Annotated in this window: 13 protein-coding genes; 3 read left to right on the top strand and 10 right to left on the bottom strand. The window is 65.2% G+C overall.

Features of this window, described 5'->3' with window-relative positions; all coding sequences use genetic code 11:
- Positions 1-15 precede the first annotated feature (15 nt).
- From ntrC to J2X09_RS04040, 6 genes are all read right to left on the bottom strand, one after another.
- Complete coding sequence (ntrC, locus tag J2X09_RS04015; protein ID WP_204731839.1) at positions 16-1,581, bottom strand: nitrogen regulation protein NR(I); 1,566 nt, start codon at positions 1,579-1,581, stop codon at positions 16-18.
- A 46-nt stretch (positions 1,582-1,627) separates the two neighbouring features.
- Entirely contained in the window at positions 1,628-2,785 is a 1,158-nt protein-coding gene (gene glnL, locus J2X09_RS04020) for a nitrogen regulation protein NR(II) (protein WP_374726479.1), read from the bottom strand.
- Positions 2,782-3,318, bottom strand: coding sequence for a hypothetical protein (locus J2X09_RS04025; RefSeq protein WP_374726480.1), 537 nt, complete (start codon positions 3,316-3,318; stop codon positions 2,782-2,784). Before J2X09_RS04025 ends, glnL begins: the two co-directional genes overlap by 4 nt.
- A 196-nt stretch (positions 3,319-3,514) precedes the next feature.
- On the bottom strand, positions 3,515-4,930 hold the full coding sequence (gene glnA / locus J2X09_RS04030; RefSeq protein ID WP_204731840.1) for a type I glutamate--ammonia ligase: 1,416 nt from the start codon (positions 4,928-4,930) through the stop codon (positions 3,515-3,517).
- 262 nt (positions 4,931-5,192) lie between these two features.
- Complete coding sequence (locus tag J2X09_RS04035; RefSeq protein WP_204731841.1) at positions 5,193-6,008, bottom strand: competence/damage-inducible protein A; 816 nt, start codon at positions 6,006-6,008, stop codon at positions 5,193-5,195.
- Positions 6,005-6,898 carry an EI24 domain-containing protein gene (locus J2X09_RS04040; protein WP_204731842.1) on the bottom strand — a complete coding sequence of 298 codons (894 nt, stop codon included), beginning with the start codon at positions 6,896-6,898 and terminating at the stop codon, positions 6,005-6,007. Before J2X09_RS04040 ends, J2X09_RS04035 begins: the two co-directional genes overlap by 4 nt.
- A gap of 85 nt (positions 6,899-6,983) precedes the next feature.
- Here J2X09_RS04040 and J2X09_RS04045 point away from each other — a divergent pair, with 85 nt between their 5' ends.
- Together J2X09_RS04045 and J2X09_RS04050 are read left to right on the top strand one after the other, a co-directional pair.
- A complete protein-coding gene (locus J2X09_RS04045) occupies positions 6,984-7,796 on the top strand; it encodes an alpha/beta fold hydrolase (protein ID WP_204731843.1) in 813 nt (270 codons plus the stop codon).
- A gap of 240 nt (positions 7,797-8,036) precedes the next feature.
- On the top strand, positions 8,037-8,765 hold the full coding sequence (locus J2X09_RS04050) for a DUF2726 domain-containing protein (protein WP_204731844.1): 729 nt from the start codon (positions 8,037-8,039) through the stop codon (positions 8,763-8,765).
- A gap of 34 nt (positions 8,766-8,799) precedes the next feature.
- Here the strand turns inward: J2X09_RS04050 and J2X09_RS04055 are convergent, their stop codons facing one another.
- The 3 genes from J2X09_RS04055 to J2X09_RS04065 form a co-directional block, all read right to left on the bottom strand.
- Positions 8,800-9,534: a pseudouridine synthase gene (locus J2X09_RS04055; protein WP_204731845.1), complete on the bottom strand. Its 735-nt coding sequence runs from the start codon at positions 9,532-9,534 to the stop codon at positions 8,800-8,802.
- Positions 9,535-9,691: 157 nt separating this feature from the next.
- On the bottom strand, positions 9,692-10,858 hold the full coding sequence (locus tag J2X09_RS04060; RefSeq protein WP_204731846.1) for a CaiB/BaiF CoA transferase family protein: 1,167 nt from the start codon (positions 10,856-10,858) through the stop codon (positions 9,692-9,694).
- A 10-nt stretch (positions 10,859-10,868) separates the two neighbouring features.
- Positions 10,869-12,029, bottom strand: coding sequence for an acyl-CoA dehydrogenase family protein (locus tag J2X09_RS04065; RefSeq protein ID WP_204731847.1), 1,161 nt, complete (start codon positions 12,027-12,029; stop codon positions 10,869-10,871).
- Between the two features lie 146 nt (positions 12,030-12,175).
- Here J2X09_RS04065 and J2X09_RS04070 point away from each other — a divergent pair, with 146 nt between their 5' ends.
- Positions 12,176-12,766, top strand: a complete 591-nt coding sequence (locus tag J2X09_RS04070) for a TetR/AcrR family transcriptional regulator (RefSeq protein WP_204731848.1) — start codon at positions 12,176-12,178, stop codon at positions 12,764-12,766.
- Between the two features lie 121 nt (positions 12,767-12,887).
- Here the strand turns inward: J2X09_RS04070 and J2X09_RS04075 are convergent, their stop codons facing one another.
- On the bottom strand, positions 12,888-13,700 hold the full coding sequence (locus J2X09_RS04075; RefSeq protein WP_204731849.1) for an enoyl-CoA hydratase-related protein: 813 nt from the start codon (positions 13,698-13,700) through the stop codon (positions 12,888-12,890).
- Positions 13,701-13,716: the final 16 nt, after the last annotated feature.

A 13,716-nucleotide genomic window follows, 5' to 3' on the forward strand; every position in this document is an offset into this window, starting at 1 on the left:
GAAGGCAACGCCGCTTCACTCCAGGTTGAGTTCCTGGATCTTGCGGGTGATGGTGTTGCGCCCGATGCCGAGCTTGTGCGCGGCCTCGATGCGGCGCCCGCGCGTGTTGGCCAGCGCGGTCTGGATCAGCCTGGTCTCGAAACGGCGGCTCAGCACGTCCCATACGTCGGTGCGGCCGTCTTCCAGCAGCGCCAGCGCCTCGGCCTGCAACCCGCTTTCCCATGCAGCGCTGCCCGCTGACACGCTGTCGGCTTCGGAGGACGCAATGGTCGTCGAGACCGCCGGTTCGGCGCCCGCCGCCATGGCGGTGGTGCCGCTGCCGTAAAAGGCCTCGGGCGCGGCGGACTGGGCCGGCGCAGAAGCAGCCACAGGGGGCGGGTCGGACGCAGCCGACAGGGCCGCTGCAGAAGCGCCCGGCAAGGACAGCACCTCAGGTGGCAGGTCCTTGACTTCGATCACCTGCGCCGGCGCCATCACCGTAAGCCAGTGGCAGACGTTCTCCAGCTGCCGCACGTTGCCCGGAAAGTCGAAGGAGCCCAGCAACTTCAGAGCCGCCTCGGAAATGCGCTTGGGCTCAACCCCCAGCTGCTTGGCGCTTTGCTGCAGGAAGAAGCGCGTGAGCATGGGCACATCCTCACGGCGCTCGCGCAGCGCGGGCAGGCGCAGACGGATCACATTGAGACGGTGGAAAAGGTCTTCGCGGAACACGCCTTCCTTGACGCGCTGTTCCAGATTCTGGTGTGTGGCCGCGATCACGCGCACGTTGGCACGCACGGCGCTGTGTCCGCCGACGCGGTAGAAGTGTCCGTCGGACAGCACGCGCAGCAGGCGCGTCTGCAGATCGAACGGCATGTCGCCGATCTCGTCGAGGAACAGCGTGCCACCATCGGCCTGCTCGAAGCGCCCCCGGCGCATGGTCTGCGCACCGGTGAATGCGCCGCGCTCGTGGCCGAACAGTTCGCTCTCGAGCAGGTCCTTCGGGATCGCGGCGGTGTTGATCGCCACGAAAGGACCGCTCGCGCGGGGCGAATGCTTGTGCAGTGCGCGTGCCACCAGTTCCTTGCCCGAACCCGACTCACCGGTGATGAGCACCGTGACCTGACTCTGACTGAGGCGGCCGATCGCGCGGAACACGTCCTGCATCGCCGGGGCCTGACCGAGCATCTCGGGGGCCGCGGTCATGCGCTCTTCGGCCACTTCCTCGCGCTGGCTCTCCTCCACCGCGCGGTGGATCAGTTCCACCGCCTTGGGCAGATCGAACGGCTTGGGCAGGTATTCGAAGGCACCGCCCTGAAAGGCCGACACGGCGCTGTCGAGATCGGAGAAGGCCGTCATGATGATGACGGGCAAGCCCGGCAGCTTCTCCTTCACTTTCTCCAGAAGCTCCAGACCCGAGCCACCGGGCATGCGGATGTCGCTCACCAGGATCTGGGGGCCTTCCTGCTCAGGCGTGTCGATCAGGGCCTTGAGCACGTCCTGCGGATTGGTGAAGCTGCGCGTGGGCAGGTTCTCGCGCAGCAGCGCCTTTTCGAGCACGAAGCGGATCGATTGGTCGTCGTCCACTATCCAGATCGGCTTCATTGAGTTGTCATCCCTTCTTGTGGCGCGTTCGACTTCCGGTGGCAGGCTATGGCAACGGAATCAACAGTTTGAAATCCGTCTCGCCTGGAACGCTCTCACACTCGATCAACCCATGGTGCTGCTGGACGAAGGTCTGCGCCAGCGTGAGCCCCAGGCCAGAACCGCCATCGCGCCCCGACACCAGCGGGAAAAAGATCCGGTCCTTGATCGAGTCTGGAACGCCAGGCCCGTTGTCGATCACATGCAATTCCAGTGCCAGCCGATAGCGCTGCTTACCAAACGTCACCTGTCGGCCCACGCGCGTGCGGAAAACGATCCGCGCATCGCCCGCCGCGATGCGATCACCCAGCGCCTGCGCAGCGTTGTGCGCGATGTTGAGCACCGCCTGGATGAGCTGCTCACGGTCTCCACGGAACTCGGGAATGGAGGTGTCGTAGTCCCGCACGACCTTCAGGCCTTTGGGAAACTCGGCCAGGATCAGCGAGCGCACGCGCTCGCAGACCTCGTGGATGTTCACGTCACCCACCACATGCGGTCTGCGGTGCGGAGCAAGAAGGCGATCCACCAGCGACTGGAGCCGGTCGGCCTCATGAATGATGACCTGCGTGTACTCGATGAGCTCGCGGGTTTCCAGCTCCATCTGCAGCAGTTGCGCAGCGCCACGGATGCCGCCCAGCGGGTTCTTGATCTCGTGCGCCAGGTTGCGGATGAGTTCCTTGTTGGCCTGCGCCTGGTCGATCAGCCGCTCCTCACGCTCCTGGCGCGCCTGCTGCTCCAGAGGCAACAGCTCCACGATCACTTCGCCGGGATTGTCGGTCTGCGCCACCACGACGTGCACCGGCAGGGCATCGTGGTTGAGCCGCTTGAGCCAGGCGTCGTAACGCAGCGCCGCGAACTGGTTGCCGCTCGCGCCTTGCAGGGCGTTTTCCAGCAAGGCCGGCTCGGTGAAACACTCCTGAAGCAGCGCGCCCGTGATGCTGCGACGGGACATGCCCAGCGCATCCTCGAGGGCGGCATTGGCATAGAGCACGCCACCGTGGGAATCCACCACCGCCACGAGTGTCGCCAGAAGGTCCAGGGACTGGAAACGCGACGACACCGACGGTGACTTGCGCCCTGCGGCAGCCCCGGCGGGGTCGGCAGCGACGCGGCGCTGGGACGAAGGAAGGAAGGAGGGAAAGTTGGGCTTTTTCAAGCCCATCATTTTGCGGCAGAACCGCCGGCGTTGGCGGAACCGGGCAACCGGCTCAATTCGCGCTGAAGCCCGGCCACGTCGCTTTCGGCGCGGGTCACGGCGGCCTTCAGTTCGGCGACGCGGTCCAGATAACGCTGGTAGTTGCGCGACTCGATGCCCTGCTTTTCCGGCTCACCGTTGGCGTATTCCTTGCGCGCCAGCGCCAGACGTTCCTCAGCCTTGCGCAACTCGCCTTCAAGAATGGCGCGCGCATCGCTGTCACGGGCGCGCTGGGCGGCCGCGTCGACACGTTCGGTGCTGCTGCCGCTGCGGGCGGCGGCCACGGGTGCGCTGCGCGCCGGCGGGTTGGGTCTGGTGCCTTCGACGACGGTGATGTTGCCACCCTCCATCACGGCACACCCTTTGGACTTGGCCACCTGGGCGTCGTTGGTGTATTCGTTGCCGCAGCGGTAGATACGCCCCTGCGCATGGGCGTGCAACACACTCAACGCGAGCGAAGCAAGGGCAAGCGACCGGATGGCGGGGAAAATCAGGGGGTTCAAGGTGGCATCCACTCCACAAAGCGGTGAATCTGCGCTCGGCAAAGGTCTCCCGCCGGCATTTTTCAGTATGACCGAAAACACTTTCAAAAGTGCCGTCGCCAAGGCGAACGGTGTCGATTGACCGCCCGAGGAACAAAAAAGGGCCACTTTCGTGGCCCTTGGCAAGGAAGGAAGACCCGGCCAGCCGGGCCGGCCATCACAGGCTGTAGTACATGTCGAATTCGACAGGGTGAGGAGCCATGCGGAAACGCGTGACTTCGCCCATCTTCAGATCGATGTAGGCATCCAGCATGGAGTCGGTGAACACACCACCCTTGGTCAGGAAGCCGCGGTCCTTGTCGAGGTACTCCAGCGCCTGGTCGAGGCTGTGGCACACCGTCGGCACCAGCTTGTCCTCTTCGGGCGGCAGGTGGTACAGGTCCTTGGTGGCGGCTTCGCCCGGGTGGATCTTGTTTTCCACGCCGTCCAGGCCCGCCATCATCAGGGCCGAGAAGGCCAGGTAGGGGTTGGCCGAAGGATCGGGGAAGCGCGCTTCGATGCGGCGGCCCTTGGGGTTCGCCACGTACGGGATGCGGATCGAGGCCGAGCGGTTGCGGGCCGAGTAGGCCAGCTTCACCGGCGCTTCGAAACCGGGCACCAGACGCTTGTACGAGTTCGTGCCAGGGTTGGTGATGGCGTTGAGCGCGCGAGCGTGCTTGATGATGCCGCCGATGTAGAACAGGGCGAAATCGCTCAGGCCGGCGTAGCCGTCGCCAGCGAACAGGTTCTTGCCGTCCTTCCAGATCGACTGGTGGACGTGCATGCCGGAACCGTTGTCACCGGCATAGGGCTTGGGCATGAAGGTCGCCGTCTTGCCATAGGCATTGGCCACGTTCCACACCACGTACTTCAGGACCTGGGTCCAGTCGGCACGCTCGACCAGCGTGCTGAACTTGGTGCCGATTTCGTTCTGGCCAGCGCCCGCCACTTCGTGGTGGAACACTTCGACCGGGATGCCCAGGGATTCGAGGATCAGGGCCATCTCAGCGCGCATGTCCTGCGTGCTGTCGACAGGAGGCACCGGGAAATAACCACCCTTGACGGTCGGGCGGTGGCCGCGGTTGCCGCCTTCGAGCTTGGCACCACTGTTCCAGGGCGCTTCGTATTCCTCGATCTCGCTGAACACGCGGCCAGGCTCGTTGCTCCAGCGCACGCCGTCGAAGATGAAGAATTCGGGTTCCGGTCCGAAGTAGGCGGTATCGCCCAGGCCGGAAGCCTTCAGATAGGCTTCTGCGCGCTTGGCGATGGAACGCGGATCGCGGTCGTAGGCCTTGCCGTCGCCCGGCTCGATCACATCACACTGCAGGTACAGCGTGGTTTCCTCGAAGAACGGGTCGATGTTGGCGGTATTGGGGTCGGGCATGAGCTGCATGTCCGACGCCTCGATACCTTTCCAGCCGGCCACCGAAGAACCGTCGAACGCGTGGCCCGAGCTGAACTTGTCTTCGTCGAAGTGAGACACCGGCACGGTGACGTGCTGCTCTTTGCCCCGGGTGTCGGTGAAACGGAAGTCAACGAACTTGACTTCGTTGTCTTTCACCATCTGCATCACGTCTGCGACGGTCTTGGCCATCAAATACTCCTGTAGCTGGGTGAGTGGAAATTGAAAACGACGCTGCTGATAAGCAGAATTTGTGCCACAAAGTGGTTCACGCTCGGGCATGGGCTCGCCCGGCTTTTCAGACAACGCGGATTATGGCGCAGGCCATGCGCCACAACGGGTCAGGAAGACGGCACCCAAGGGATTGGACGGTCGCACCTTGCACGTTGGCGGGCGCTCAAACCCCGGGATGCACACAATGCGTGCAGACCCGAATGCACATTATTGGTGCACATCAGGGTCGCACCATTTCGGGGCCCAGCTGGGCGCCGTGGCGGTGCAGGCCGGCCAACATTTCCGCATACGCGGGCGCAACCGCCGAGGTGGGCCCCTTCACGCCCAGCTCGATGTGCCGCCCATACTCAGGGTGATCGACGCTTGGCAGGCTGAACACTTTGACGGTATGGGTGCGTTCGATCTGCTCCATGAGCGGCGTGAGGGCGGCCTCCATTGCACCGAACACGATCACCGAACGCTCCTGTGAAGCCCCTTGCTGGTGGAGATGCGCGTAATCGGTGTCGAGCACACCTTCGATCATCGGCCAGGCCATCACCGGAAAACCCGGCACGAAGTGAACATGGGCGCCCCCCGCCCCAAGGCAGCTGAATCCCGGAATCTTGTTGTACGGATTGGGGATGATGCGAGCGCCCACCGGGAACACGCCCATGTTGTAGCGGTGCACATTGTCCGGCCGTTGCGGATCGAAGGGCTCGCCGCGCTCGGCGGCCAGATCGCGCATGCGGGCTTCGATGAGGTCGCGGGCCTGCGGATGGAGTTCAAGATCCACACCCAGGGCGGCCGCAGCGCACTGGCGCGTGTGATCGTCCGGCGTGGCACCGATCCCGCCGCAGCAGAAGACCGCATCGCTTCCTTCAAAGGCTTCGCGCAGCGCTGCGGTGATGCGGACACGGTCGTCCCCCACAAGCCGTGCCCAGGACAGCGACAGGCCCCGCTGGGCCAGCAGTTCAATGATGCGCGGGAGATGCTTGTCGCTGCGCTTGCCAGACAGGATTTCGTCGCCGACGATGATCAGGCCGAAGCTGGGGGTCATGTTTGCGTGGGGGGCTGGTTGAATGGGGACGGTAGTTCCTGCGCAGGCGAGTGCGGCGTTGAGGGCACGATGGCCGGCTCATCGGGCACCACGGCCACCTGAGCCCGCTGGCGTTGCAGCACGGCCAGACAGAAATGGGCAAACCACAGAGAAGCGAATGCGAACACCAGGGTATAGATCCAGATGGCAACGGGCACCAGCAGAGGCGCCAAGGCGATGAACATGGCGCCAGACGCCCAGAGCAGACTGGGAGCAGCCCCCAGGTAGCCGGTCAGCACTCCCATCACGAGCAGGCCGCCCCGGTGCCGGCGCAGGATGGCCTTGCGCTCGTCGCTGCTGGCGTGCGCCGCCAGCGCATCGAAAGCGAACACGCGGTAAGTCAGCCAGCCCCAGATCAGGGGCGGCAGGATCAGCACCAGGGGCGGCACAAGCCACAGTGGCATGGAGATCAGCAGGGCCACCACCGCCAGCAGTGTGGAACCGAGCGACCAGGCGACGCTGATCATGAGCGACCCGCCGTGCTTGCGCTCCAGGCCGGGAAAGCGGCGCTGGGCCACAAGCTCCACCATGGCGGGTGTCATGAACATTGCCACGAGCAACAGGCACAGCAGGACGATCAGGGGCGTGGCGAGCACCAGAACCAGCAGCGGCGCGAACACCGTGCGCAGGGATCCCAGGCCAATCCGCTCAAGCCAGCCCAGAAATGCCTGCAGAAGGTCGAAGGCCTCCAGCCACGCGGCCACCGAGCTCACCGCACCTTCCCAGAAGAAGTACCCCAGGCCGAAGGACACCACCACCATCAGGATGAGGGGCAGGAACGACAAGGCGATCACCCGCGGATGCGCGCAATAGGCCACGGCACGCCAGAAGGCATCGAACAGCAAGGACATGGCGGCAAGAATACAGCGAATCCATGTCAGAAGGCCTTGCCCTTGCGTGCCACGGACGGGGCGCCGCGGCGCTAGGATCGGCTCCATGAAACGCGTGGAAATCGAAGGCGTCGGGCTCGAGGTGGCCCACATCCCCGGTACAGCGGAGCGCGCTCCGCTCGTCTTCCTGCACGAAGGCCTGGGCAGCGTGGCCATGTGGAACCAGCGCGGCCAGCACTGGCCGGCCGACCTGTGTGCCGCCACCGGAAGGGCCGGCTGGCTCTACTCCCGACGGGGCTACGGCCAGTCCGACCCCGTGACCGACGTGCGCGGCCCGCCCGATCGGCAGGGCAGATGGCACACCGGTCGGCACGAGCCTGACTACATGCACCGGGAGGCCTGGGACGTGCTGCCCGAACTCCTGAACAAGCTGGGCATCGCCCGGCCGGTGCTCATCGGGCATTCCGATGGCGCCACCATCGCCCTGCTGCATGCCAGCCGCCACGCGGTGACGGGGTGCGTGGCGATGGCGCCCCATGTCTTCATCGAGGACATCGCGCTGCGCGCCATCGCCCAGGCCAGGACCATGTACGAAAGCGAGACAGCGGGGTTGCGGCAGCGCCTGGCCCGCTACCACGCCGATGTGGACAACGCCTTCTGGCAATGGAACGACGTGTGGCTCAGCGAAGCCTTTCGCCACTTCGACATCCGTTCGGAATGTCGGACCATCACCGCCCCGCTGCTGCTCGTGCAAGGTCTTTCCGATGAATACGGCACCATGGCGCAGCTCGATGAAATCGCGAGGGCCGCCCCCCAGGCGCGACGCCTCGAACTCCCCGATTGCGGGCACAGCCCCCACCGGGACCAACCCGCGGCGCTCACCCGTGCCACGGTGGACTTTCTGTCCGGATTGCCCTGACGCTCCCCACCTGGGGGATGTACGTCCAAAGGCCACACGGGCACAATCGTTTCCCTAGCACCTGAAAGCTTCTTGCGTGGGCCAGGGAGCGCAATTGGCCCATTCGAGACACCAATTGCCTAAAACGGAGCCCAAACACCAAGGAAATCACGCGCACCCCATGCGCGAAAGCCCAAGATCGCGTCGAGCCGGCCCCAAACCTCTACACTTTGATACAACTCGACGTCCAACGCCCCGATCATGAATACCTGGAACAACCCTTGGCTGCTCGCCGTGCTCGCGCCCGCTTTGCTGGTTGCGGGTGCGTTCCTGCATCGCGTCTGGGCAGACAGGCAGGCCCGTGAACGCCGGCGCATTCCCAAACACTGGCCCCTGAGCACCCGGGCGCTGGCCAACAGCGAGGAAGCGCGTGTGTGGCACTGGCTGGCACGCGCTTTCTATGACCACCACGTGATGATCAAACTCCCGGTCACGCGTTTCACACTGCCGCGCGACCGGGAGCAAAGCATGGACTGGTACAAGCTGCTGGGCGGCGTGTACTGCACCTTCACGGTGTGCCGTTCGGACGGACGCGTGCTCGGCTGCCTGGATGTGCCCGGCACGGCAGGGCTGCCGCGCAGCACCCGCACCCTCAAGCACTCGCTGCTGACGCAATGCGGTCTCCCCTACTGGGTTGTGCGCTCCAACAGCCTGCCCACCGTGGCCGAGATCCGGGCCGAGTTCCTGGGCGAATCCTCGCTCAACCACGCCATGCGCGAACGCGAAATGGAGGAACGCGCGATCATTGCCGCGCAAGCCAACCTGCGCACCGCGCTCACCCGTCAGCGCAACAACCGCAACAGCGACTTCTCTCCGCTGTCCAACTGGCCGAACAGCACCACCGGCGATCCACGCAGCGACTTCAATTCGCAGTGGCAGGAAAATTCCTTTCTCATGCCGCTGGACAGCCGCAAGGGCGATCTGCTCTGATCCTCCACGCCGCCAGCCCGCTCGCTGGCGCGCCTCACGCCACTTTCTGCGTCAGTGCCAATACCTCGGCGCTGGTCAGCCAGCGCCACTGGCCTGGTGCGAGTTCGGGTGGCAACGACAGACCCCCGATCGCAGAGCGGTGCAGCGCCTCCACGCGGTTGCCCACTGCCGCCACCATGCGCTTGACCTGGTGGTATTTGCCTTCCGTCAGCGTCATTCTCAGATGACGTTCGCCGACCGCCTCGCAAGCCTGGGCCCTGACCGGCTGCGGATCGTCATCGAGCACCACGCCTTCCAGCAAACGGGCCGTCTGCTTCGCATCCAGCGGGTGTTTGACCTGCGCCTCGTACACCTTCGGCACATGGTGACGAGGTGAGGTCATCCGGTGGATGAACTTTCCATCGTCCGACAGAAGCAGCAAACCCGTGGTGTCCTGATCGAGTCGCCCGACGGCCTGCACACCCGCTGCTGCCCCACCGCCGCGCTGGCGCAGCGGCCCGGGCAGCAGCGTGTAGATGCTGGGGTAGGTGCTGGGCTTCTGCGAGCACTCATAGCCAGCGGGCTTGTGAAGCAGCAGATAGGCTCGCTCGTGGTACTGCCAGGTTTCGCCCTGCACGCGGAAGACCAGCCCTGCTTCGTCAAAAACAGCTGAAGGATCGGTGCAGACCACCGCCTCGTCGCCCACGGAAACCAGCCCCTGCTGCACCAGGCCGCTGCAGATGCGGCGGGTGCCAAAGCCTTGTGAAAAGAGAATGTCCTGCAGTTGCATGATGGAGGCCGGGTGGTCCCTCGGCCCAAAAGACAAGGCCCAGGCAACGGGCCTGGGCCTTCGGGCTGGAACAGCCGATCCGGAGTATAGGCCGATCGGTTCGGCGACCAGGTCTCACTGAATGCGGATCGCCGGAAGCGGCGGTGTGCCGGCCATTTCAGTCCGACGCCTCATGGACCACGCCAGCCGCCACCAGCGCCTCGATTTCGGCATCGCTGCGGCCAAGCAGGCGCAGCCATTTCCGACTGTCGCGCCCGATCGCGGGCGCCACCGGCGGCAACTCACTCGGGGTGCGTTCAAAGCGTGGCGCCGGGGCGGGCTGCACCGCACCGCCCTGCGTGACAAAAGTGCCGCGCGCGCGGTTGTGCGGATGCCATGGCGCCTCGGCCATGCTGAGAACCGGCGCCACGCAGGCATCGGTGCCTTCGAGCAGCGCGCTCCATTCGTCGCGGGTCTTGCTCAGGAACATCGCCGCCAGCTTCTCACGCAGCGCCGGCCACTCGGCGCGCTCCCACTGCTGGGCGAAGTGGGCATCGACCAGGCCGCAGATCTCCAACAGCAGGCGATAGAACTGCGGCTCGATGGCGCCCACCGAAAGATAGCCGCCGTCGGCGCACGCATAGGTTCCGTAGAAATGCGCCGAACCATCCAGGAAGTTGCTGGCGCGCTCGTTGTGCCAGAAGCCCTTGGCCTGCAAACCGTACTGGGCAGCCATGAGCACCGCCGCGCCGTCGCTGATGGCGGCATCGACCACCTGCCCCTGGCCCGACTGCCGGGCCTCGTACAGCGCGGCCACGACCCCCAGGGCGAGCAGCATGCCACCACCGCCATAGTCGCCCACCAGATTCAGTGGCACCGTGGGTGGCCGATCGGCGGGGCCCATGGCGTGGACCGCACCCGACAGGGCGATGTAGTTCAGATCGTGCCCGGCCGCCTGCGACAGTGGCCCGCTCTGCCCCCAGCCGGTCATGCGGCCATAGATCAGCTTCGGGTTGCGCGCCATGCAGGCCTGCGGTCCGACGCCGAGCTTTTCGGTCACGCCCGGCCGGAAGCCTTCGATCAGGATGTCGGCCTTCTCCACGAGCCGCAGCACGGTGTCCACCGCGCGCGGATCCTTCATGTTGAGCGCGATGGATTCCCGTCCCCGGTCGACCACGCTGTCGTTGCGCATCAGCGCCTCGAGCGCGCTGCCGCCACCGGGCGTGGGAATGCGATCGACGCGAATCACCCTCGCGCCCATGTCGGCCAGCATCATGCCGGCGAACGGCCCGGGGCCGATGCCGGCCAGCTCGATGACGGTGACGCCGTGCAAAGGTCCGCTCATGGATGCCCCCTCACATGCGCTTGGCGACTTCTTCCAGCATCACCTCGGTGGCGCCGCCGCCGATGGTGAGAATGCGGGCGTCGCGCGCCATGCGCTCGACCGGCGTGCCGATCATGTAGCCCGTCCCGCCATGCAGTTGCAGGCAGGTGTGCACCACTTCCTGCAAGGTCTCGGCCGCGAAGCACTTGAGCATCGACACCTCGCGCACGATGTCCCTGCCCTCGTCGATCATCTGCGCGCACTGGTAGGTAAGTGAACGCACCGCCGCCGTCTTCGAAGCCATCCAGGCCAGCTTGTTGCGCACCACCTGCTGGTCCCACAGGGATTTGCCGAACGCCTGGCGCTGCTTCACATACTCCACCGTCAACTCGATGGCGCGAGAAGCCGTGCCCGAGCTGAGGGCGCCGATCACCAGGCGTTCGTTCTGGAACGTGCTCATGATGTAGTAGAAGCCCTTGCCTTCTTCACCCAGCAGGGCGTCGTGTGGCACATGCAGGTCTTCCAGATAGAGTTCCGCGGTATCGGACGAGCGCCAGCCATGCTTGTCGAGCTTGCGCGCGATCTTCAGGCCCGGGTTGCCCCTCTCGACGATGAACAGCGACAGGCCCTTGCTGCCCTTGGCGTGCGGGTCGGTGCGCGCCGCAACGATGTAGATGTCGCCAAACACCGCGTTGGTGATGAACATCTTGGAGCCGTTGATCACCCAGCCGCTATCGGTGCGTTCGGCGCGTGTTTTCAGGCCAGCCACGTCGGAGCCGGCATGTGCCTCGGTCACGCAGATCACGCCCACCTTCTCGCCCGCACAAGCGGCAGGCAGGTAACGCTGCTTCTGTTCGTGCGTGCCCCGGTGCGCGATGTGCGAAAGCGACATGTCGCTGTGCACCGTGAGCGCAGATGCCACGCCGCCATACGTGGAACGTGAGAGTTCTTCACCCAGCACCACGGACGACAGGGCCCCCATGCCGCCACCACCGTACGCCTCCGGGTGGCGCATGCCCAGGAAGCCCATCGCACCCAGATCCCTGAAGACATGGCGCGGAATTTCACCGCTGGCCTCCCATGCGTCCCCGTTGGGCACGATCACCTCGTCCACATAGCGGCGCAGCTGTTCGCGCACCATGCGCAGGTCTTCGTCGACGATGTCGGGTTCGCAGAAGTAAGGCAAGGACATGGGAAGGTCTCCAGATGGTTCTGGGTCAATTATAGTCCGACACGTCGGGTTATTTAAAGTTCAGGATGTAAGGCTGACAAAGGAGAGCAGCCGTTACACTCACGCCTCGCCAGGGCCGATACAAGGGCCATAGAGAGGGAACAGACATGCCACGCGTTCGATCAGACGACTACGACGCCAAGAGCCAGTCCATCATGGACAGCGCTGCCGCGCTTTTTGCGAAGGTGGGCTACCCGAACGCAAAGATGCAGGACATCGCGCAAGCCTGCGGCGCGACCAAGTCCATGCTGTACCACTACTTTCCGACCAAGGACGACCTGCTCAGCGCGATGCTGACGGAACACCTGGAACGGGTGATCGCGAGCGTGGACGAGGCCGTGGCCGGCAACCGGCCGGTGAAGGAGCGCTTTGCGGCGTTCGTTCAGACGTATGCACAGAAATCGGCGCAATCCCGGCGTCGCCATGTCATCGCGATGAACGATGTGAAGTTCCTCCCCAAGGCCATGCAGACGCCGCTTCGCCAGCTGGAGAAGAAGGTGACCGACCAGGTGGCCGACCTGCTGCGCGAGGTCAACACGGGCCTGGACGACGGTGTCTACAAGCCCTACGCCATGATGCTGCTGGGCATGCTGAACTGGACCGACTACTGGTACCGCCCGGGCGGTCCGATGAAGTCCGACGAGCTGTGCGAGCGCATTACGCGCCTGTTCCTGCTGGGCTTCATGGCCGAGAAGTGATCCCGGGCCCCGGGGCGCAGTCCGTCGGGTCGTGAACGGGCAAGACCCTCCTGTGCCTGTTCTGAATCGGTGAGAGCCGTGCCTCGCTGCTCCCCTGCTGGCCGGGGCCGACGACCCGGGTTCAGCGGCGGCGAAACACCGGCTTGCGACGCTCGACGAAGGCACGAACACCCTCCGCGAAGCTCTCGCCATCGATCAACACTTCCTGGCGCTCGCGCTCCAGCCGCAGCTGCTGTTCCAGGGTGTGGGTTTCGGCCGCGGCGAACAGCGCCCGCGCCTCCTGGATCGCATGCGCGGGCAGCGCGGCCAGCTGGCGCGCCATGCGTTGCGCCTCGGCCTGCAGCTGGTCGTCCTCCACGCAGTCCCAGATCAGTCCCCAGTCGGCGGCTTTCTGTGCCGCCAGCTTGTCGCCGGTGAGCGCCAGCCCCAGGGCGCGCGCACGCCCCACGGCCCGTGGCAAGGCCCAGCTCGCGCCCATGTCCGGCACGGCGCCAAGCGCCGGAAAGAAAGGCAGATAGAAGTAGGCCGATCGCGCGGCCAGCACCACGTCACCCGCCAGCGCGAGGCCGAAACCACCGCCCGCCGCGACGCCGTTGATGGCGCACACGACGGGCACCGGCAGCTCGCGCAGCGCAAGGATGAGGGGATTGACCTTCGCCTCCATCAGTTCGCCCACGTACTGCCCGAGGCTCTGACCCGGCTCCGGCCTTTCCAGGCGGGCCATGTAGCAGGGCAAGTCGGCACCCGCGCAGAAGGCACGGCCCTGCGCGGTCAGCACCACGGCCTGGACCGATCCGTCCTCGCGCACACGGCCGATGGCGCTTGCCAATGCCGCGGCGATCTCGTCGCCGAGCGGGTTCATGCGGGCGCCATCGTTGAGGGTCAGAGTGGCAATGCCCTGCTCCACGGCGTACAGGACGAAAGGCTGCGTCATGCGTGTGAGATCCGTT

The sequence above is a fragment of the Hydrogenophaga laconesensis genome (assembly GCF_031457235.1).
Taxonomy (GTDB): domain Bacteria; phylum Pseudomonadota; class Gammaproteobacteria; order Burkholderiales; family Burkholderiaceae_C; genus Hydrogenophaga; species Hydrogenophaga laconesensis.